Annotated in this window: 13 protein-coding genes and 3 pseudogenes; 7 read left to right on the forward strand and 9 right to left on the reverse strand. The window is 70.9% G+C overall.

The genetic code is table 11. The features are described 5' to 3' along the window. Positions 1-43 precede the first annotated feature (43 nt). From AB0J93_RS26415 to AB0J93_RS26435, 5 genes are all read right to left on the reverse strand, one after another. Positions 44-886, reverse strand: a complete 843-nt coding sequence (locus AB0J93_RS26415) for a carbohydrate ABC transporter permease (protein ID WP_363925021.1) — start codon at positions 884-886, stop codon at positions 44-46. Then, positions 876-1,841, reverse strand: a complete 966-nt coding sequence (locus AB0J93_RS26420; protein WP_363925022.1) for a sugar ABC transporter permease — start codon at positions 1,839-1,841, stop codon at positions 876-878. Before AB0J93_RS26420 ends, AB0J93_RS26415 begins: the two co-directional genes overlap by 11 nt. 10 nt (positions 1,842-1,851) lie before the next feature. After that, on the reverse strand, positions 1,852-3,123 hold the full coding sequence (locus tag AB0J93_RS26425) for a sugar ABC transporter substrate-binding protein (protein ID WP_363925023.1): 1,272 nt from the start codon (positions 3,121-3,123) through the stop codon (positions 1,852-1,854). Between the two features lie 16 nt (positions 3,124-3,139). After that, positions 3,140-4,765 (reverse strand): FAD-dependent oxidoreductase, encoded by a 1,626-nt coding sequence (locus tag AB0J93_RS26430; protein ID WP_363925072.1) that lies wholly within the window; start codon positions 4,763-4,765, stop codon positions 3,140-3,142. Between the two features lie 75 nt (positions 4,766-4,840). Continuing rightward, complete coding sequence (locus AB0J93_RS26435; protein WP_363925024.1) at positions 4,841-5,851, reverse strand: LacI family DNA-binding transcriptional regulator; 1,011 nt, start codon at positions 5,849-5,851, stop codon at positions 4,841-4,843. Between the two features lie 374 nt (positions 5,852-6,225). Between AB0J93_RS26435 and AB0J93_RS26440 the strand changes: the two genes are divergently transcribed. After that, positions 6,226-7,245, forward strand: coding sequence for a hypothetical protein (locus AB0J93_RS26440; protein ID WP_363925025.1), 1,020 nt, complete (start codon positions 6,226-6,228; stop codon positions 7,243-7,245). Between the two features lie 214 nt (positions 7,246-7,459). Here AB0J93_RS26440 and AB0J93_RS26445 read toward each other — a convergent pair whose 3' ends face one another. The 3 genes and pseudogenes from AB0J93_RS26445 to AB0J93_RS26455 form a co-directional block, all read right to left on the reverse strand. Next, positions 7,460-9,262, reverse strand: coding sequence for a sugar-binding protein (locus tag AB0J93_RS26445; RefSeq protein WP_363925026.1), 1,803 nt, complete (start codon positions 9,260-9,262; stop codon positions 7,460-7,462). Continuing rightward, positions 9,202-10,827, reverse strand: a pseudogene (locus AB0J93_RS26450) (carbohydrate binding domain-containing protein); the annotation flags it as partial. The gene AB0J93_RS26445 and the pseudogene AB0J93_RS26450, both read right to left, overlap by 61 nt. Before the next feature lie 178 nt (positions 10,828-11,005). Next, positions 11,006-12,019, reverse strand: a complete 1,014-nt coding sequence (locus AB0J93_RS26455) for a helix-turn-helix domain-containing protein (protein ID WP_363925027.1) — start codon at positions 12,017-12,019, stop codon at positions 11,006-11,008. A 70-nt stretch (positions 12,020-12,089) separates the two neighbouring features. Between AB0J93_RS26455 and AB0J93_RS26460 the strand changes: the two are divergent. After that, a pseudogene (locus AB0J93_RS26460) lies at positions 12,090-13,327 on the forward strand (amino acid permease). A 251-nt stretch (positions 13,328-13,578) separates the two neighbouring features. Further along, on the forward strand, positions 13,579-15,216 hold the full coding sequence (gene abc-f, locus AB0J93_RS26465) for a ribosomal protection-like ABC-F family protein (RefSeq protein WP_363925028.1): 1,638 nt from the start codon (positions 13,579-13,581) through the stop codon (positions 15,214-15,216). A 102-nt stretch (positions 15,217-15,318) separates the two neighbouring features. Here abc-f and AB0J93_RS26470 read toward each other — a convergent pair whose 3' ends face one another. Beyond that, positions 15,319-15,882 (reverse strand): GNAT family N-acetyltransferase, encoded by a 564-nt coding sequence (locus AB0J93_RS26470; RefSeq protein WP_363925029.1) that lies wholly within the window; start codon positions 15,880-15,882, stop codon positions 15,319-15,321. A gap of 69 nt (positions 15,883-15,951) precedes the next feature. Between AB0J93_RS26470 and AB0J93_RS26475 the strand changes: the two are divergent. The 4 genes and pseudogenes from AB0J93_RS26475 to AB0J93_RS26490 form a co-directional block, all read left to right on the forward strand. Continuing rightward, a pseudogene (locus AB0J93_RS26475) lies at positions 15,952-16,137 on the forward strand (TetR family transcriptional regulator); the annotation flags it as partial. Between the two features lie 33 nt (positions 16,138-16,170). Continuing rightward, positions 16,171-16,656 (forward strand): hypothetical protein, encoded by a 486-nt coding sequence (locus AB0J93_RS26480; protein ID WP_363925073.1) that lies wholly within the window; start codon positions 16,171-16,173, stop codon positions 16,654-16,656. Between the two features lie 145 nt (positions 16,657-16,801). Continuing rightward, a complete protein-coding gene (locus AB0J93_RS26485; RefSeq protein WP_363925030.1) occupies positions 16,802-17,716 on the forward strand; it encodes an ABC transporter ATP-binding protein in 915 nt (304 codons plus the stop codon). Beyond that, positions 17,716-19,377, forward strand: a complete 1,662-nt coding sequence (locus AB0J93_RS26490) for an ABC transporter permease (protein WP_363925031.1) — start codon at positions 17,716-17,718, stop codon at positions 19,375-19,377. Before AB0J93_RS26485 ends, AB0J93_RS26490 begins: the two co-directional genes overlap by 1 nt. The last annotated feature ends 53 nt before the right edge of the window (positions 19,378-19,430 follow it).

The raw sequence follows: 19,430 nt of genomic DNA on the forward strand, positions 1-19,430 counted from the left end.
CCGGCGTCCGCGCGGCCCGGCGGATCCGGGCCGCGCGGCGGGGTCAGCCCTTCAGGCCGGTGTGGGCCAGACCTTCGATGAACTGCCGCTGCGCGATCACGAAGATCACCAGGATGGGGATGGCGGTCATCGACGCCGCCGACAGCTGCACGTCCCACATCGGCCCGCCGTACGCGTCGACGAACTGGGTAAGCGCCTGCGGGAGGGTGAACTTCTCCGGCGTGGAGAGGAAGACGATCGGCTCCAGGTACAGGTTCCAACTGTGCAGGAAGGTGAAGATCGCCACCGCGCCGAGCGCCGGGCGGGCCAGCGGCAACGCGATGCGCCAGAAGGTGGCGAAGCGGCCCAGCCCGTCCACCCGTGCCGCCTCTTCCAACTCGGCGGGGAGAGTGATGAAGAACTGCCGCATGATGAAGGTGGCCAGCACGCTCGGCGCGCCGAGGATCGGCACCAGGATCAGCGGCCAGTGGCTGTCCACCATGCCCCACGAGTTGAACATGCGGAACAGCGGGACGATCGTCACCTCGCTGGGGATGAGCAGCCCGACCAGCACCACCACGAACAGCACCTGCTGGCCCCGGAAGCGGATCCGGGCGAAGGCGTACCCGGCCAGCGAGGAGACCGCCAGGGTGCCGACGGTGACCACGGCCGCGATGTACCCGCTGTTGAGGTACTGCTGCGCGAACGGTTGCAGCTCGAAGACCCGACGGTACGCGGAGAGGCTGGCCTCGGTCGGGATCAGCGACGGTGGGAAGGCGAAGATGTCGCCCACCGGCTTCACCGACGAGGTGACCATCCACCAGGTGGGGAAGACGAATGGCAGGGCCAGCAGGCAGAGCACGCCGTAGAGCGCGACCCGGGCCCGTACGGAGAGCCTACTGTTCATGGAAGACCCACTTCCTGCGCATCCGCCACTGCACGACGGTGAGCACCAGCACGATCAGGAAGAGCAGCACCGACAGCGTGGCCCCGTAACCGAACTGGTGGAACTGGAAGGCCCGCTGGTAGAGGTAGTAGACGAGCACCGTGGTCGAGGTGCCCGGCCCGCCCTGGGTGAGCACGGCGATCTGGGCGAACACCTGCAACGACCCGACCACCGTGATGATCGAGGTGAGCAGGATGGTCGGGCTGATCAGCGGGACGGTGATCCGCCGGAACCGGGTCCAGGCGTTGGCGCCCTCGACCCGGGCCGCCTCGTACAGCTCCGCCGGCACGCCCTGCAGCGCGGCCAGGAACAGGACCATGTTCAGGCCGACGTTCTTGACCACCTGCACCACGATCACCGACAGCAGTGCCGTCCAGTCGCCACGCAGCCAGTTCGGCCCGTCCATGCCGACGGTGCCCAGGGCTCCGTTGACGCCACCGTTGTCCTGAAGCAGGAATCCCCACACGATCGTCCAGGCCACAAGCGAGACGACCACCGGGGAGAAGAACAACGTGCGGAACACGACGGTGCCGCGTAGCCGCTGGTTGAGCAGCACCGCGAGCAGCAGGGCCAGGCTCAGGTTGAACACCACCAGGCCGATCGAGAACAGCGCGGTGACCCGCAGCACCGACGGCAGGTTCGGATCGTCGGCCATCGCCTGGTAGTTGCCCGCGCCGACGAACTCGAAGGTGCCGGCGAGCATGTTCCACTCGTGCAGGCTGTACCAGAAGACCAGCCCGAGTGGGATCAGTACGAACAGCACCGAGCCGGCGAGTTGCGGTGCGACGAAGAGCAGCCCGGCGAGCTGGTCGCGGCGGCGGGTCGTCCACCAGCCGCGCCGCCGGTGCGGGGCGGCACCGCCGGGGGCGGACCGGCCACCGGCCCGCCCCACGGTGTCCCTGGTCAGGACCGACATGGCACTGGTCCTACTTCGCCAGCAGCGGGTTGATCGCGGTGCAGACGCCGTCGAGTACGCCCCGCACGTCCGCGTCCGGCCGCCACAGCGGGTCCAGCGCGGCCCGGACCGCCTGGTTCAGCTCGGCCTGGCCGGTGTGGCTGGGCTTGACCACGCCCTCGGCGATCCCGTCGATCACCACCTGTTGCAACTGCTCCGGGCTCAGCAGCGGGCTTGTCTTCGCGAGGGTGTCGGCGGTGAGCAGCGAGGTCCGCGGCGGCGGGAAGAACTGCGCCAGCTTCGCCGAGTTGGCGGGGTTGGTCAGGTAGGCCAGGAAATCGGCGGCGGCCTCGGCGTTGCGGCCCTGCTTGAGCACACCCATGCCGCCCTGGCCGATCACCGCGTACTCACCCTTCGGTCCGGCGGGCAGCGGCACCAGGTCCCAGCCGAACTTCTGCCCCTCCAGCAGGGAGGCGCGGGAGATCTGGGTGATGGTCATGCCGGCGTCGCCGGCGAAGAAGTCGGCGGTGGTACCCGGACCGGGCAGCGCCTTGTCGACGAAGATTCCCCGGTGCAGGGCGGTCATCGCCTCGACCATCTCGGCCGAGTTGAAGCCGCAGGTGCGGCCGTCCTCGCTCCACGCCTGCGCGCCCCAACCGGTCCACACGGTGGACAGGAAGTCCCAACCCTTGTAGTCGAAGTCGCGGACCACCAGACCCGCCTTGCCGGTCTCCGCCTGCACCGCCTTCGCGGTGGTCAGCGCGTTCTGCCAGGTCCACTGGCCGGCGGCGATCAGCTCGGCCGGGCTCTGCGCGCCGGACGCCTTCACCAGGTCGGTGTTGACGAACACCCCGAACGGCGAGGTGGAGAAGGGGTACGCGTACAGCTTGCCGTCGGTCTGCCACAGCTTCGTCGCGGCCGGGGCGAGTTCGTCGAAGCCGTACCCCTCGGTGCCCTTGAGGGTGTCGTCCAGCGGCACCAGCGCGCCGGAGGTGACGAAGTCGGGCGCGGAGTTCTCCAGCACCCAGGCCAGGTCGGGCGGGTTGCCGCCGGCGATCTGGGTGGTCAGGGTGGTGGTGTAGCTCTCGAACGGGATCGGGTCGAAGGTGATCCCGGCGACGTCCGGATTCGCCGCGGTGTACTCGGCGGCGATCTCGTTGAACAGCTTCAGGTGGGCCTCGTTCGCCGACCAGGTGGTCATCCGCAGCGTGACCGGGCCGTCGGATTCGGCGGAGTCGCCGCCGCAGGCGGTCAGGCCGAGCATCGCGGTGAGCGCGACGACAGCCGTCAACCGGTTCCTCATCAGGTCATGTCCTTCCTCAGTAGCCGGCGATGTCGGGCCAGCGCAGCTCGACACCGGATTCGGCGAGGCGGTTCTGGAAGTCGGCCAGCAGGCCGGGGGTGTAGCGCACCGCGCGGGGGGTGACCCGCCGGGCCAGGCAGAAGTCCGCGAGCAGACCGGCGACCTCGCCGACGTTCCACTCCACGGGGTGCAGGCGGTAGGAGCCGTTGGTGATGTGTGTGGTGCCGATGTTCTTGCCGGCGGGCAGCAGGTTCTCCACCCGCCGGGGGATCAGGGCGCCGAGCGGGATCTCGAAGGGGCAGGAGGCCACGTCGATGTAGTTGTCGCCGCCGGTGGAGGGGTGCAGGTCGATGCGGTACATGCCGACCCCGACCGAGTCGGCGTAGCTGACCGCGCCCTTGTCGCCCCGGATCTCCAGCGAGAGGTCCTGCTCGACGACGGTGTACTCGGCGCGGATGCGGCGCGACTCGCGGATGTAGGGGGCCTGGGCCAGGCCGCTGTGGGTGACATCGCCACCGGTGGCGGCGGTGCCGTTGCCGGTGACGTCGCCGCGCAGCCGCAGCCCGGGAAAGCCGGTCCCACCGTCGGTGCGCGGCGCCTCGGTCTGTAACCAGTAGAGCACCGACAGGGACAGCTCCCGGGCCGCCGCGATCCGCGCGTCCGGATCGGGCACGTCGATCACCGGCTGCTCGAAGTAGTCGAGCATCGGCCAGTTGACCAGGCAGATGTCGCTGTCGTAGGAGCCGGGGGCGAAGTTGCGTCGGGCGGCGATCCGGCGGAACGTCCACAGGTTCCCGTCGCCGGGATTGACCCGCTGGTCGGCCTGGACCAGCCAGGGGTCGTCGTCCGGGTTGGGGGTGAAGCTGCGTTCGGAGATCGCCAGGGTGCGCGGGTTGGGGGAGCGGAACGACAGCATCCGGTCGCCCCAGAACGGTGGCCGGTACGCCCGCCAGAAGTCGTACGCCGCCGGCCTGTCGATGGTGTGGTCCCCGTCGACGTGGTCGACCGCGAAGCACACCGACACCGCCTGCATGTTCGCCGGCTGCGCCTGCTCCGGCGCGCTCGGCTCGCCGGTGTCGGCCCGGGACTCGAAGCCGGTGACGTACTCGGTGCCGGTCAGCGGCAGCAGCTCACCGGTCTCGGTGGCGTCCAGCACGTACGGCGCGGTCAGGTGCACCCGCTCACCGGTGTGTCGGTGCGCCACGGTGACACCGGTGACCCGGTCGCCGTCGGTGTCGGCGGCCACCGGCCGGTACGGCTGGAGCACCCGCAGTCGCCCGGATCCCCGGTACGGCCCCAGCATGGCCTCCAGTACCGCCACCGCGACCCGGGGTTCGTGGCAGAGCCGACTGACGTGCCCGGCCCCCGGGTTCAGCGCGGTGGTGCGCCGGGCCCGGTCGGTAAGCGGATACCACCGTCGGTAGTGCTCCCGGATGCCGTCACGCAGCGCTCGGTAGCTGGCGGTGACTCCGAAGTGCTCCACCCAGGAGTGCTCGTCCGGCGGTACGGCCTGGCTGGTGAGCTGCCCGCCGAGCCAGTCGTACTCCTCGGTCAGCAGCACGCTGCGACCGGCGCGCAGCGCGGCCAGGGCGGCGGCCACGCCACCGAGCCCACCGCCGACGATCAGTACTTCGGCCTGCATCTCGGGCACGGTCGGTCCTCCCAGGGGTTGGTCGAGGGTCGCCGGCCGAAGGCGTGGCGACCGGGGGTGAGCTGGTCAGTGTCGGGGCGGCAGGAGGGTGACGCCGTCGACCGGTTGACACGGCAGCAGCCGCTGGGTCGCGGTGCCGGGCACCCCGGCGAGCAGCCCGGTGAGCACCTCCACGGCCTGCCAGCCCATCTCGCGGCGGGGGATCCGGAAGCCGGTGAACTCCAGGTCGCTGGTCGTCGGTCGGGTCGGGTCGCCCAGGGCCAGGATGGACAGGTCGGCGGGCACGGTCAGACCGCGCTCGGCGGCGACGGTGGCCAGGGCGACACCGTCGGCGTACTCCTCCACCATCACGGCGGTGACTCCGGCCGCGAGCAGCGCGTCGAGCAGGTCGGTGGGGGAGCGGTCGGTGGGTTCGTGCCGGGTCGGCAGCCCGGCCGCGTCGAGGGCGGTCCGGTAGCCGGCGAACCGGTCGGTGTGTGATTCCGGGCCGCCCCCTTGGCCGAGGTACGCCAGCCTGGTGTGACCGGCGTCGAGGGCGCGTCGGACCATGTCGGCGGTGGCGGTGGCGTAGTCCGCGCCGACGTACGGCACCGGTCCGCCCGCGTCGTCGCGTCGGCCGACGGAGACGAACGGATGCCCCTCGGCGACCAGCCGGCCCAGCTCGTCGCGGTCGAGCGAGCGGCCGAGCAGGACGCAGCCGTCGGCCAGCCGCAGCCGGTTGTCGTCGTGGAAGATGCGTCGCCGGCCGTCGGTGACCGGGGCGCTGGTGAGCAGCAGCAGGTCGCAGCCGAGTCGCTCGGCGGACTCCTCGATGCCGACCAGGAACGGGTGGTAGAAGTCGCCGGTGCCGGCCGGGAAGACCGGCTCGTAGGTGAAGACGCCGAGGATCCGGTTGTGCCGGGCGGCGAGCCGCCGGGCGACCGGGTCGGCGACGTACCCGGTGGACCGGATGGCGCTCAGCACCCGTTCCCGGGTTTCCGGGGCGATCCGGACGCTGCCGTCGTCGCGGCCGTTGAGCACCAGCGAGACCGTCGCCTGGCTGACGCCTGTCATCCGGGCGATGTCCTGCTGGGTCACCCGCCTGCGCGATCCGGTCACGTTCCGTGTCCAATCGTTTCTTCGCTAATACGCATTAGCTACGTTGGTGTGAAATCCTGCGACCCGCTGCCGCCTGCCGTCAACCCCCGAAGACGGAAAAGTTCTCCGGATTATCGGCGTGATAATTCGTATTAGCGCCTTGACCCGGGCTCGCCGTCGACCGCAGACTCATCGATCACAAGGTTCGCTCCCTCATGGAGCCCGATCTCACGCACGGTCACCGGCATTCGTTGCGGCGGCCGTCTGGCCACGCCTGCCCTCACCGTCCCGTCGCGTCCCAGCCGGCAGCGCGGTCCCACCACCATCCCCAGCTCCGCCATCGACGAGCGTCCCCCTCCCGATCGGAGACCCTCATGAACGACCGACCCCTACCGGAACCCGCCTCGGTGAGCCGCCGTGGCCTGCTGCGCGGCGCGGCCCTGCTCGGTACCGCCACCGCCGCCGGTACCGCCCTCGGCGGCACCCTCGGCACCGCTCCCGCCGTCGCCGGTCCGGCCGGCTTCCCCAGCTACCGGTACGTCCGCGACGCGTTCGCCGGGCCGCTGCGCTACAACCCCACCGGCGAGACGATCTTCCCGTGCGTACGCGGGGTCTACGACAAGATCTCCGGGGCCCGGGGGCGGTACTACCTCTACTACGCCCCGCACGACGCCCCGGGCGGCATCTGCCTGGCCTACGCCGACCGGCTCGAAGGCCCCTACACCGAGCACCCCGCCAACCCGATCGTCGACCGGGTGCTGCCCACCACCACGGTCAGCCACGTCTCCTCGCCGCACGTGGTGTGGAACGCCTCCACCAGGGAGTTCTTTCTCTACTTCCACGGGGAGAACTTCACCACCCGGGTGGCCCGCTCCCGCGACGGCATCACCTTCACCAACGAGACGCCGATCCTGAGCACCCGGCTGGTGCCGAACACCACCGAGACCTCGTACGCCCGGGTCTTCGAACACTCCGTCGCCGGGAAGAACAACAAGTACGTCATGCTCTTCATGGGTGCGCACACCGTGGGCCCCGGCACCCGGAAGATCTTCTGGGGTTGGTCACCGAACGGCTGGGACCAGTGGCAGTTCGCCCCGAATCCGCTGATCTCGCCGGCCGGTGACGGGTTGACCGACATCTCCAGCCCGCACCTGCTCAAGCGCAACGGCACCAGCTACGTCGCCTACCACGGCAACGACGGCCGCATCCGGCTCACCGAGGTCGGCAACAACTTCGACCGGGAGGTGCATCTCGGGGTCTTCCACGCCCCGATCGCCTCGGACAACGGTCGGGTCGCCGCGCCGGCCTTCGGCACCGACGGTGGCGTCTCGTACATGATCTATGAGGCGGGCCCCCGGCTCGACGCCCGCATCTGCATCGCCCGCGCTGTCTGACCGGAGCGGGAAGACCGCCCCGCACCGGTAACTCCGGCCCGCCGCGGGCTGGTCAGTGGCACCGGACGAGGACTTACCCGACGACCGCCACGGCGGCGAAGAGCATGCGGACATGAAGGTGGCGGCCACCGCCCTGAGCGAGCGGTGGCCGCCACCGGAGCTGTCGCACCGTTCGGGCCCGTCGGCTGGGTCAGCCGACAGGCCCGGGCGGGTGTCACAGGTTGGCGCAGTACCCGATGCTGAAGGTGCTGGCGCCGGCGGCCAGGGTCCGGTTCCAGTCGACTCCCCGGATCCGGTAGCTACCGTCGGCCAGCCGCTCCCGCTTGAAGTTCCAGGCGGTGTAGATGTCACCCTCCATATCGAGCACGGCGGTCCACTCGACGGACTTGTCGCCGTTGTTGGTGGCGGTGATGGTGGCGCAGTAGCCACCGCCGCTGTCGGAGTTCCAGCGGGCGATCCGCTCCGTCGTGATCTCCACGTTGGAGCCGGCGACCAGCCGGCCCACACCCCAACGGGCGGTGGTCTGGTAACCCTCGCCGTTCTGCTCGGCCCAGTTGCGGATCGACGTGCGTGCGCCCTCGGCGGCGTCGTTGACCTGGAAGTCCAGGCCGTGGAACGTGCCGAGGCCACCGTATTCGAGCAGGCTGATCGCCGCCTCGACGGTGTAACCGGCGTCGGTACGCACGGCCGCGCTCTCCAGCCGTCCGGCCTGGAACGCCTCGTCGCCGGTGCCGAACGACACGACGTTGTCGGCGTTGATCCGGATCTGCGTGTCGTCGTAGCGGAACGGACCGTTCTTGGCGTTGCCGGCGTCGACGTAGATCTCGACCGAGTCCTGGGTCCACGGGTCGGAGCCGGAGACGTCCACCACCGGGTCGGTGACCTCGGCCAGCACGTACAGTGTCTGGCCCCGCCAGAGGGTACGGACCTCGGCGCTCGCGCCGTCGGTGCCGGAGACCTGCTTGGCGGTGGTGATCGAGGTGGCCTGGGCCCAGCCGGCGTCCACGGTGCCGTCGATGACCGGTGCGGCGGCCGTTTCGCGTACCTCCAGGTACGACAACTCCTCCACCAGGCTCAGGGTGCCCACGGCACCCGGGGTGTTCCAGCCGGAGGTGGTGCCGTTGTCGGTCACCCGCACGTCGAAGGTGCGGGTCTCGCCCTCTGCGGCGTCGGCCAGCGGCAGGTGGGCGACCAGGTGGTAGCCGTCGTCCCGCTCGGCCGCCACGGCCGGCACGTCGCCGCCGCCGTCGCGGGAGACCTGGTAGGTCTCGTCGCCCAGGGTGAAGGTGACCTGGTCGTCGTCGGAGGCCGAAGCGTCGTCGACCGTCACGTACGCGGTCAGGTGGTCCGGCGCCCAGCGCAACTGGAACCGGGCCGAGTCCTCGATCGGGTGCAGTGGCAGTTTGCGCCAGGTCAGGTCCTTCGGCGCGGCGGGCGTGAGGTCCACGTCACCGGCGAAGACGTTGGCGGTACGCAGGCGCGCCGGCAGGTCGCCGTCCACCGCCCCGTAGTAGGCCGGCTTGGCCCGTAGGTTGTCGTCGAACAGCAGCGGCGCGTTGGCCGACCGCCACGAACGGCCGTCGGTGAGGCCCCACACCGTGACCGCGAACAGGTCGTCGGTGTGCTCCCGGAAGATCCGGAAGGCGTCCCGGTAGAAGTAGCCCTGCTCGATCAGCCGCGCCTGGGTCACCGGAGTGCCGGTGGTGACGTCGAGTTCGGTGACGGCCTGGGTCAGCGGCAGGTCGGCGAAGGCATCCAACGTGGCCGCCAGGCTGCTGACCGGCGTGGCCAGCGAGACGTGGAACTGGTGACCCACACCGTCGATCGGCACGTCGCGCTCGACCAGCCGCTGCACAAGCGCCCGGTAGCGGGCCTGCTTGCCACTCTGCTCGGTGTTGTAGTCGTTGATGAAGAGGGGACCGGGTCGCTGCCGGGTACGGCGTGGACGTCGTTGAACGCCTCGTGCGCGTACTCGAACGACAGGTCGATGAAGCTCTCGCCGAGGATCCGATACCACTCGCTACGGCGCAGGCCGTCGGCGTACTCGCCGCTGTCGCTGATGACCTCGTTGACCACGTCCCAGGCGTACAGCGGGTTGGTGGGGGAGCCGAACAGGCCGTAGCGCTCGGACAGTGATTCGGCGACGTCGAAGATGTGGGTGCGTAGCCGGTCCCGCAGCAGCTGCTGGTGTTCCGTCGACGTGGTCAGCGGCTGGCCGTCCGCGTCCTGGAAGAACCAGGCCGGGGTCTGGCTGTGCCAGACCAGCACGTGACCGTAGACGCGCAGGTCGTTGTCGCGGGCGAAGTCCATCACCGTGAGCGCCTGCTCGTGGGGTCGGAAGGTGCGCTCGTCGTCGTACCAGGCCTCGGGCTTCATGTGGTTCTCGTGCGTGACCTGGTTGAAGTGCCGGTTCAGCAACTCGGCGGCGCCGCCGACGGTCTCCCGGGCGTCGATCGCCACGCCGACCGGGAAGTCGGTGGTCTCATGGATGGCGGTGAGATCCTCGATGACCGGCGGCTCGGGCACCCGGACGACGACGTCGTCGACCAGGAAGTCGCTGGTGTTGCCCGCCACGTCCGCGCCCTCCCAGCGGGTCTCGAAGTAGAGCAACGCCTCGTCCGCGGCGGGCATGGTGAACCGGGCGGTCACCTCGGTCCAACCCGTGTTGGTGATGGACTCGAACTGGGCGAGGGTGCTGAACGACTGGCTGTCGCCGGAGGTGCTGGCCAGGCTGAGCCAGATCTGGTCGGTCGGCTGGCCCTCGGCGAACCGCAGCCAGGCGCTGAACTCGTAGGTGACGCCCGCCTCGAACAGGCCGGCCACGTCACGCCCGAGTCCGGCACCCTGGTTGACCCGGTCGGTGACCAGCGCCGCCGCCGTCCCGCCGTGCGCGACGTCGCTGATCTCGACCGTCGGGGCGCCGGGACCGCTGTCGCGCGGGCCCCAGCCGTCCAGCCCGTCCTCGAAGTCGGTGTCGATGACGACGGTGCCGGGCTCGGGTCCGCCCGGTTCGCCGTCCGGTCCGGTGATCAGCACGTCGTCCAGGAGGAACGGGGTGCTCTCCGCCGCCTCGACGTAGAGCGTGGCGGCGCTGAGCTCGTCGGGCAGCGTGTAGGTGCCGCCGATCTGCGCCCAGCCGTCGGCGGTGGTGGGGACGTCGCCGCCGATCCAGGTGTAGGTGTTGTCGCCGCCGTCGGCCGGGGTCGCCTCGACGGTGAAGTGCACCCCGGCGGTGCCCTCGGTGCCGGCCGGCAGCTTCACCCAGGCGGTGACCGAGTACTGCGTACCGGGCCGGAACAGCGCCGTCGCGCTCGTCGCCGGGCCCTGCCAGTTCGCCGTGCGGCCGGTGACCGACAGGCTGCTGTCGCTCTCGTGTCCCTCGTCGGTGATGGCGAGGGTGATGTCGCCGCGCGGTCCCCACGGGGCGTACGAGCCGGACTCGAAGTCGTTTGTGAGAATGACCTCGGCGGCGGCCGCCGGTGCGGGTGCCACGGCGACCGCCGCGACGAGCGTTGCCGAGCAGAGCAGAGCGATGGTTCGGGATCGGCGTCGTGATCGATGGGAGAGGTTCCAGAGGCGCATCGAAATCCCTCTATGTAGTATCGGTGCTGGCGGGTGTGTCTGACGTGGCCCTTCGGACGGATTTAAGCGCGTGCATGCTATGTCGAGACCCTCGCCGTGACCAGAACTTCCGGAAGTTTCCGGTAACGACGCAACGCCGACGGCTGCCGATCGGCGGCGGCCGGCTGCGGTGTTCTTCCTACCGGAGAGGTTGCCCGGCCCGTCGGTGCGTCACCGTGGCGCGGGCAGACGCGCCGACCCGGTACCGGAAGACGTGCCGGTAGGTCTGCGGGTTCATCCCGCTGATCCGACCGAAGTGCTGGCGCAGATTTGCGCCGCTGCCGAAGCCGGTACGGTGGGCGATCCGTTCGACCGGATCGTCGGTGGTCTCCAGCAACTCCTGCGCCAACCGGACCCGCTGCTCCAACAGCCACTGCAACGGCGTGGTGCCGAGGGAGTCGCGGAACCGTCGGGCCAGGGTGCGCGGGCTCAGGTTGGCCGCGCGGGCCAGGTCGTTCACCGCCAGCGGCCGGTCGAGGCGTTGCCGAGCCCACTCAAGCACCGGGCTCAGGTCGGCCGGGGAAACTCCCCGCACCGGCGGCGCCGGATACTGGGTGTGGTCGGCGCCCCGCTGCGGAGCCACCACCATCCGCCGGGCCACCTCGTTGGCAACCGCAGCACCATGGTCCAGCCGCACCAGATGCAGGCACAGATCGATGGCGGCGGCCGTGCCGGCCGAGGTGAAGATGTTGTCCTCCGCCACGTACAGCACCCGGGGGTCGAGGTCGACAAGCGGGAACCGGCCGGCGAAGTCCTGCGCGTTCATCCAATGGGTGGTGGCGCGGCGACCGTCGAGCAGGCCGGCGGCGGCGATCGGGTACGCGCCGGTGCAGATGCCGACGATGCGCCTGCCGCGTGCGTACGCCGTGCGCAGCGCCTCGACCAGCTCTGCCGGGGGATTGACCTGGGCCGGCCGGGCGCAACCGGGCACCAGCACGGTGTCGGCCTCGACCAGATCGTCCAAGTCGTACGCGGGGTCGAGCCACGAGCCACCCGTGGTACGCAGCGGGCCCGGCTCGGCCGCGCACAGTCGCATCTCGTACCACGGGTCGACGATGTCCCGTCGGTCGGTGCCGAACACCTCCTGCGGGACCGCCAGCTCGAAGATCGGCAGGTTGTCGGTCACCGCGACCGCGACGACGTGCGGACGCATGGCAGGAATCTAACGCAGCACGGCGCCAATCCTGCTGTCCCGGTCGGCTGGCCTGGACGACGGTGATCACATGACGCAGACCCGTGCCACGCCGGTGACCGGCGGTCGGCTGACCGCCACCCAGGGCGCCGCGCTATACGTCGGTGCCGTACTGGGTACCGGAGTGATCGCGCTGCCCGCCCTGGCGGCGGAGGTCGCCGGCCCCGCCTCGCTGCTCGCCTGGCTGTTGCTCGTGATCGTCTCCGCTCCTCTGGCGGCCACGTTCGCCGCGCTCGGTTCCCGCCACCCGGACGCCGGTGGCGTCTCGACGTACGCCCGGATGGCCTTCGGACCGCGGGCGGCGGCCGTCGTCGGGTGGTGTTTCTACTTCGCGGCGCCGCCTACGTCGAGGCAGCGATCGGCGGCGGTACGCTCACCGTCGCGGTCACCGCCGTGCTGCTGATGGTCGCGGTCACCGTCACCAACCACTCCGGTGTCCAACTCGCCGGGCGGGTGCAACTCGCGCTCGCCGGGGTGCTTGTCGCGTTCCTGCTGCTGGCGGTGCTGTTGTCGCTGCCGCACGCGGACGCCGCGAACTTCACGCCCTTCGCTCCGTACGGCCTGCCGGCCGTCGGCCCCGCGGCGGCGCTGCTGATGTGGAGCTTCGTCGGGTGGGAGGCGATCACCCATCTGACCGGCGAGTTCCGCCGTCCGGAGCGGGACCTTCCCCGGGCCACCGCCGCCGCAGTCGTCGTGGTCGGTGCGTTGTATCTGGCGGTGGCCTTCGCGACCGTAGCCGTGCTGGGTTCGGCGGCGGCGGGGTCGACGGCACCGCTGGGCGATCTGTTCGCGGTCGCGCTCGGCGGCGACGCCCGCTGGTTGGTCGCCGGGGCGGCGTTGCTGCTCACCTTCGGTGCGATGAACGCCTACTACGCCGGAGCGGCGAAGCTCGGTGCGGCGCTCGGCCGGGACGGTGCGCTGCCCGACTGGCTCGCCCGGGGCAGCGTGGCCGGCGAGGTGCCCCGCCGCAGCCTGGCCGTCACCGCCATCCTGGCGTTCCTCGCGCTGGGCGCGGTACTGGTCACCGGGCTCGGCACCCACCCGCTGGTGCTGCTCGCGACCGGTTCCTTCATCACCGTCTACGTGATCGGTGTCGCGGCGGCGCTGCGGCTGCTACCCCGCCGCAGCGCCGCCTGGTACGCCGCCGCCGCGACCATCGGTGTGGTGCTGTTCCTCCTGGTCATGACCGGCGTCTGGCTGCTCTGGCCGGTGGCGGTGACCGGCGCGGCGCTGCTCTACCTCCGGGTACGCGGCCGAATCCGGTCCTGATCGGCGACACCCGCCGGGGTTCGGGGCTCGGCGGGTGTGTGCCGGTTCGACGCCGACCGGGCCGGCACTTGTTAGGCTTGCCCCTGCGGATCAACCGCCACGTACGGAGCGAGGAGCGCGGCATGCTTTCGGGGGACGACGACATCTCAGGGTGAGCAGCCCTGCCGCCGTGACGGCGGCCTGTCGTGTCGTGGCCCTGTCTGCCTGACCGGGGCGCTGTGTCCCCGGCTTCCCATCCGAGGTCTTCTTCGATGTCCGACGTGTGCGTCGTCTGCACGAATCTGTCCTTTTCCTGGCCCGACGACACCCCGGTGTTCCGGGACCTGTCCTGCACCGTGCCGCCGGGTCGTACCGGCCTGGTCGCGCCGAACGGCGCCGGCAAGTCGACGCTGCTGCGGCTGATCGCCGGTGATCTTGTACCCACCGGCGGTGGCGTGACGGTCGAGGGGGTGCTCGGCTACCTGCCGCAGAACCTTCCGCTGACCGGTGATCTGACCGTGGCGGAAGTGCTGGGTGTCGCCCCGGCCCTGACCGCGTTGCGGGCGATCGAGGCCGGCGACGCCAGCGAGGAGAACTTCGCCGCCGTCGGTGACGACTGGGACGTCGAGGAGCGCAGTCGCGCCGAACTCGACCGGCTGGGTGTGGGCGAGGTGGCGTTGGATCGTCGCCTGCACACCCTCAGTGGCGGGCAGGTGGTCTCCCTCGGCCTGGCCGCGCAGCTGCTCCGGCGTCCCGACGTGTTGCTGCTCGACGAACCGACAAACAACCTCGACATCGACGCCCGGCACCGGCTGTACACGGTGCTGGAAAGCTGGTCCGGCTGCCTGCTGCTGGTCAGCCATGACCGGATGCTGCTGGACCGGATGGACCGCATCGCCGAGCTGGACGGCGGGCAGCTGCGCATGTTCGGCGGGAACTTCACCGCCTACGAGGAGGCGTCACGGGCTGCCCGGGAGCTGGCGGAGCGCCAGGTCCGCAGCGCCGAGTTGGAGGTCAAGCGGGAGAAGCGGGAGATGCAGCAGGCCCGCGAACGCGCCGAGCGGCGGGCCGGCAACGCTGCCCGGAACCTCGGCAACGCGGGCCTGGCCCGGATCGTGGCCGGTGGGCTCAAGCGCAGTGCCCAGGAGTCCGCGGGTCGGGCCCAGCAGGCGCACGCCAGCCGGGTCAGCGACGCACAGTCCCGCCTCGACGAGGCCGGCCGTGCGCTGCGGGAGGATCAGACGTTGGCGTTGGAACTGCCGGAGACCGACGTCCCGGCCGGCCGCACCCTGGTCGAGGGGCAGCGGATGCAGGTCCGGTACGGCGGCCGGGCGCTGTTCGCCGGGGACGGCGTCGACCTGACCATCCGTGGCCCGGAACGGATCGCGCTTACCGGCCCCAACGGCGTCGGCAAGTCCACCCTGCTGCGGCTGCTGCTCGGCGACCTGGATCCGGAGGGCGGGCAGGTGCGTCGAGCCGACGGTCGGGTGGCGTACCTGTCGCAGCGGCTGGACCTGCTCCACGCGGACCGCACCGTGCTGGAGAACCTCACCGCGTACGCCCCGGACCGTCCGCAGTCGGAGCGGATGAACCTGCTGGCCCGGTTCCTGTTCCGGGGTGCCCGTGCCCAGCTACCGGTCGGCGTCCTCTCCGGCGGTGAGCGTCTGCGCGCCACCCTGGCCTGTGTCCTGTACGCCCAGCCGGCACCGCACCTGTTGCTGCTCGACGAGCCCACGAACAACCTCGACCTGGTCAGCGCGGGCCAGTTGGAGAACGCGTTGCACGCCTACCGGGGTGCCTTCGTGGTGGTCAGCCACGACGAACGTTTCCTGCGCGACATCGGCGTCGAGCGGTGGCTGCGCCTCGACGAGGGTGGTCTCCGCGAGATCCCGGCCCCCGAGCCCGACTGAGGGCCGAAGGCGGATCGACTCTGAGGTCTCGTGTCAGTGGGACATATTCATGTCCGAGTGACACGAGACCTCAGAAGGTGAGTGACTCTTCGGAGCTGACTGTCAGTGACTGGCCGGTTCGCCCTCTGCCGGATCACCCTCGGCCGGGCCGTCCCTGGCCTGGGGATCTGCGACGGGCAGCACGAACCGGCGGAGGGTGACCGCCGAGCCGTCCGGGGCGCACCAACTGGCGGTCTCGGTGGCGGCGTGTCGCCAGCCCTCGCGCTCGTACAGCGCGACGGCTGGTGAGCGGCCCTGGTCGACGACCTCCAGGAACAGGCCCAGCCGCCGGTCCGCCGCCCACTCCCGCGCCTGACGAAGCAGGTTGGCACCGACCCGACGGCGGCGGAGGTCGGGCGCGACGAACAGCCGGGCCAGCTCCACCGACGCACGGGCGGGAGCGTCGTGCGCGGTCGGTGGGGTGCGATGGGCGGCAAGGTGCCCCACCAGAGCGCCGTCGTCGGTCGCAGCGACCCACGCATGCCACAGCTCCGGCGGGCACAACCAGCGCGTCGGATCGCTCGGCCAGTTGAGCGGATAGCCGTCGACGCGGTGCACCTCGGCCAGCAGGTCGACGCATCCGGGCAGGTCGGCCGGCTGGCGTTCGCGGATGGTGAGCGAGCTCATCAGGTCATTCTCAGGGATTGCGGTCGCCGGGCCTTGCCGGGTGATTGAACAAGTGTTTAATCTGGTGTTGTGACGTCCTTGGGCGGAGCTTCGGAGGAGCGCGGCGGCGAGTTGGCCACCGCGAGCCGCATCCGTGACGCCGCTATCGTCCGATTCGGCCGCGACGGCTTCCGGGCCGGGCTGCGCACCATCGCCGCGGACGCCGGGGTGACCGCCGGTCTGATCGTTCATCACTTCGGCTCGAAGGACGGGCTGCGCCGCGCCTGCGACGAGCGGGTGCTGGAGTTCATGCGCCGGGAGAAGAAGAAGGCGCTGACCGACGGCACCGGGACGATGCTGCTGGCGCAGATGGCCCAGGTCGAGCAGTTCGCGCCGATGGTGTTGTACCTGCTGCGCAGCATGCAGGCCGGCGGGGAACTGGCGGCCGAGCTGATCGGGCACATGATCAGCGACGCCGAGGCGTACCTGTCCGCGGGGGAGGCGGCCGGGGTCGTGCGGCCCAGCCGTGACCGGGCCGCCCGCACCCGTTACCTGGCCTACCAGGCGACCGGCAGCATGCTGCTCTGGTTCACCCTGCACGGTGGCGACGCGGAACCCGAGAAGTTCCCCGCCCTGTTCCGGCGCTACATGGAAGAGCTCACCCTGCCGGCGCTGGAACTGTTCACCGAGGGGCTGCTCGCCGACCGGTCGATGCTCGACGAATACCTGATGTACGTGCCGGACCCGCCGTCGGCCTCCCCGAACGCCGCCGACCCGGACGGTACGGCGAGCTGAACCGCCACCACGCTGCGGCGTGGCCCACTCATCCGCGTACCACCGCGAACCACAACGGATCCCGTGCGGCGCTGCCCCGGATCCGTCGATCGACCACATCCCACCCCGGGACGCCTCGGGGCTTCCTCGAACGAGGTCAACGACCATGACTGCTGCCATCGACATCCACCACCTCGACAAGTCCTTCGGCCGGGTCAAGGCACTGGACGGGCTCGACCTGCGGGTCGAATCCGGCACCGTGCACGGCTTCCTCGGCCCCAACGGCGCCGGCAAGTCCACCACCATCCGGATCCTGCTCGGGTTGCTGCGCGCCGACGGGGGCCGGGCCCGGCTGCTCGGCGGCGACCCCTGGGCCGACGCGGTCGCCCTGCACCGACGGCTCGCCTACGTGCCCGGCGACGTGGAGCTGTGGCCCAACCTCACCGGCGGCGAGGCGATCGACCTGTTCGCCCGGCTGCGCGGCGGCACCGACCCGGTCCGCCGGGACGAGCTGTGCCAGCGCTTCGACCTCGACCCGAGCAAGAAGGGCCGCACCTACTCCAAGGGCAACCGGCAGAAGGTGGCACTCATCGCGGCACTGGCCAGCGACGTCGAGCTGCTGCTGCTCGACGAGCCGACCGCCGGGCTGGACCCGCTGATGGAGGCGGTCTTCCAGGAGTGCATCCGCGAGGTCAAGGACGCCGGGCGCACCGTGCTGCTGTCCAGTCACATCCTCGCCCAGGTCGAGGTGCTCGCCGACCAGATCTCGATCATCCGACAGGGAAAGATCGTCGAGACCGGCTCGCTGACCGAGCTGCGCCACCTCACCCGTACCTCGGTCGAGGCCGTCACCGACCGGCCGGCCGACGGTCTGGCCAACCTGGCCGGCGTGCACGGCCTGCGCACCGACGACGGTCAGGTCCGCTTCGAGGTCGACGGCGACCAACTCGCCGTCGTGGTACGCGAACTCGGTGACCTCGGTGTACAGGGACTGACCGTCCGGCCGCCGACGCTGGAGCAGCTACTGCTGCGGCACTACGGTGACCAGCTCGTCCACAACGGAGCCGGGGAGGTGGCGTGATGACCGCGACGACGCTCGACCGCGCGGCACCGGCCGGCACCGGCACGGGCACCGCCGTCACCGGGACCGGTGGCCTGCTGCGGTTCATGCTGCGCCGCGACCGGATCCGGCTGCCCGCCTGGACGCTCGGTCTGCCGCTGCTGATGACGTACTTCGCCGCCGCGCTGGACACCATCGCGCAGACTCCGGAGGATCTGGCGGGGCTGACCGCCTTCACCAGCAGCCCCGCCGGAGCCCTGTTCGGTGGACCCGGCTTCGGTTTCGACGACCTGACCATCGAACGTTTCCTCGCCGGTCAGTACGGCCTCTACGTGCTGATCGGTGCCGGTCTGATGGGCCTGCTCACCGTGGTCCGGCACACCCGCACCGAGGAGCGGACCGGCCGCGCCGAACTGGTCCGCGCCAACGTGGTCGGTCGGCACGCCCAACTGACCGCCGCACTGACCCTCACCGCCGTGATGGCGGTGCTGGTGGCCCTGCTGATCGGTGTGATGATGGCGGGCCGCGGCTTCGACGCGGGTGGGTCGATGCTGTTCGGCGCTTCCGTCGGTGCGGTGGCGCTGGCCTTCGCCGGCATCACCGCGGTCACCGTCCAGTTGTCGGAGTACCCGCGCGCGGCCTCCGGCATGGCCGGGGCGGCGCTCGGTGCCGCGTTCGTGCTGCGCGGTCTCGGTGACATGGCGGCGGTGCAGGGCAGCGGGCCGTCCTGGCTGTCCTGGCTGTCGCCGATCGGCTGGTCCCAGCAGACCGCCGCGTACGTCCACGATCGCTGGTGGCCGTTGGCCGTGTCGCTGGCCTTCGCGGCGGCGACCGCCGTCACCGGCTACGTCCTGTCGGCGCGGCGCGACTTCGGCGCCGGCCTGGTGCCGCCCCGCCCGGGTTCGCCACGGGCCGCGAGCTGGCTGGCCGGTCCGTTCGCGTTCGCGTTCCGGCTGCACCGGGCGAGCCTGATCGGCTGGAGCGGGGCGCTGCTGGTGGCCGGCGTGGCCTACGGTTCGTTCACCCAGCCCCTGCTCGACGGCTTCGAGAACGCACCTGAGGATCTGGTCGAAGTCATGGGTGGTGGTTCGGGTGACCTGCTCGCCGGCTACCTCGGCATGATGGGCCTGACCATGGCGCTCGTCGTCGGGGTCTACGCGGTACTCGCCGTGCAGTCGCTGCGTGCCGAGGAGACTGAGGGACGGGCCGAGCCGGTGCTGGCGACCTCGGTCAGCCGGACCGCCTGGATCGGCAGTCACCTCGCCGTCGTGGCGCTCGGCGTACCGTGGCTGCTGCTGGTCGCCGCTGCGGGCATGGGCGTCGGCGCGGCGGCGAGCACCGGCGACGCGGGTCTGCTCGGTGACGTGCTGGTCGGCCATCTCGCGCACACCCCGGCGGTCTGGCTGGTCCTCGCGGCTGCGGCCCTGCTCTACGCGGCGGCACCGAGGACGCTGCCGGTGATCTGGGTGGTGCTCGGCTACGGGCTGATCGCCGGCTACTTCGCCCCGATCCTGGAGCTTCCCGAGAGCGTGCTGCGGCTGTCGCCGTTCGAGCACGTGGGGGAGTACCCGCTGGAGGACGTCAGCGTGGTCGCGGTGGTGGTGCTGACCGTGCTCGCCGGCGCCTTCGCCCAGGTGGCCGTGGCCGCCTTCCGCCGGCGCGACCTGGCCGGCGGCGCCTGACCCGGCACCGGCCTGCCGACGTGGCGTGCGCCGCGTCGGCAGGGCCGCCACGG

This window comes from Micromonospora sp. NPDC049374, from assembly GCF_040677165.1.
In the GTDB taxonomy this organism is placed as follows: Bacteria; Actinomycetota; Actinomycetes; order Mycobacteriales; family Micromonosporaceae; genus Micromonospora.

Bases quoted from the DNA above. Each gene is read 5' to 3' on its own strand.
- AB0J93_RS26415 (WP_363925021.1), bottom strand. From the start codon at position 886: ATGAACAGTAGGCTCTCCGTACGGGCCCGGGTCGCGCTCTACGGCGTG.
- AB0J93_RS26420 (WP_363925022.1), bottom strand. From the start codon at position 1,841: ATGTCGGTCCTGACCAGGGACACCGTGGGGCGGGCCGGTGGCCGGTCC.
- AB0J93_RS26425 (WP_363925023.1), bottom strand. From the start codon at position 3,123: ATGAGGAACCGGTTGACGGCTGTCGTCGCGCTCACCGCGATGCTCGGC.
- AB0J93_RS26430 (WP_363925072.1), bottom strand. From the start codon at position 4,765: ATGCAGGCCGAAGTACTGATCGTCGGCGGTGGGCTCGGTGGCGTGGCC.
- AB0J93_RS26440 (WP_363925025.1), top strand. From the start codon at position 6,226: ATGAACGACCGACCCCTACCGGAACCCGCCTCGGTGAGCCGCCGTGGC.
- AB0J93_RS26455 (WP_363925027.1), bottom strand. From the start codon at position 12,019: ATGCGTCCGCACGTCGTCGCGGTCGCGGTGACCGACAACCTGCCGATC.
- abc-f (WP_363925028.1), top strand. From the start codon at position 13,579: ATGTCCGACGTGTGCGTCGTCTGCACGAATCTGTCCTTTTCCTGGCCC.
- AB0J93_RS26470 (WP_363925029.1), bottom strand. From the start codon at position 15,882: ATGAGCTCGCTCACCATCCGCGAACGCCAGCCGGCCGACCTGCCCGGA.
- AB0J93_RS26480 (WP_363925073.1), top strand. From the start codon at position 16,171: ATGCGCCGGGAGAAGAAGAAGGCGCTGACCGACGGCACCGGGACGATG.
- AB0J93_RS26485 (WP_363925030.1), top strand. From the start codon at position 16,802: ATGACTGCTGCCATCGACATCCACCACCTCGACAAGTCCTTCGGCCGG.
- AB0J93_RS26490 (WP_363925031.1), top strand. From the start codon at position 17,716: ATGACCGCGACGACGCTCGACCGCGCGGCACCGGCCGGCACCGGCACG.